The 1012-nt window shown below is 68.5% G+C and carries 1 protein-coding gene; it reads left to right on the top strand.

From position 1 onward, the window contains the following. Positions 1–877 (top strand): flagellar type III secretion system protein FlhB (gene flhB / locus AC1D2K_RS35185; RefSeq protein ID WP_478095113.1); only part of this gene is annotated, 877 nt, incomplete at its 5' end. Positions 878–1012 lie beyond the last annotated feature (135 nt).

Raw genomic sequence — 1012 nt, forward strand, 5'->3', positions numbered from 1 at the left:
GACCCTGATGGCGCTCGCGCCTCTGTTCGCGATGATGGTGGTGGCCGCCGTGGTGGCGCCGATGATGCTCGGCGGCTGGCTGCTGTCGGGCAAGGCGGTCTCGCCGAATTTCGGCAAGCTCGACCCGCTTGCCGGCATCGGCCGCATGTTCTCGTCCCAGTCGCTGGCCGAACTCTTCAAGGCGCTGGCCAAGTCGCTCCTGATCGGCGGCGTCGCCTACCTGGTGATCATGGACGACCTCGAGGCGGCCATGGCGCTGCTGGGCCAGCCCGAATCGACCGCCTTTCCGCACGCCATCATGCTGGTGGCGCGCAGCTGCGCCCTGATCGCCTCCGCGCTGCTGCTGGTGGCGCTGGTCGACGTGCCCTGGCAGCTCTGGACCTACTACAAGAAGCTGCGCATGTCGCGCGAGGACGTGCGCCAGGAGCACAAGGAAAGCGAAGGCGACCCGCACATCAAGGCGCAGATCCGCCGCCAGCAGCAGGCCATCGCCAAGCGCCGGATGATGTCCGAAGTGCCCAAGGCCGACATCGTGGTCACCAACCCGACGCACTTCGCGGTCGCGCTCAAGTACGTCGACGGCGACATGCGCGCGCCGCGCGTGGTGGCCAAGGGCACCGACCTGGTCGCGCAGCGAATCCGCGAGCTCGCGGTCGCCAACAAGGTCGCGATCCTCGAGGCGCCGCCGCTCACGCGGGCGCTCTACAAGCACACGCGCCTCGGCGACGAGATTCCCTCGGGCCTCTACACCGCGGTGGCCGAGGTGCTGGCCTGGGTCTACCAGCTCAAGCGCTGGAAGACCGGGGGCGGCGAGGCGCCGCGCACGCCGACCGACGTCGCCGTTCCTGACGAACTTCAATACACGGTGCCCGCATGAGCCGCCGGGCCGTCCCCAAGGCGAATACCGAAGCGCTGCTGCGCGAAGGTTCTTCAATGAGCGCGCGCCGGGCCGCTCCCAAGCAAGCTCGCACCGCAGTGCGCAGCACGAAGGTATTCCTGTGAACGCGATGAC

Source organism: Variovorax sp. P1_H12_2 (genome assembly GCF_056405335.1).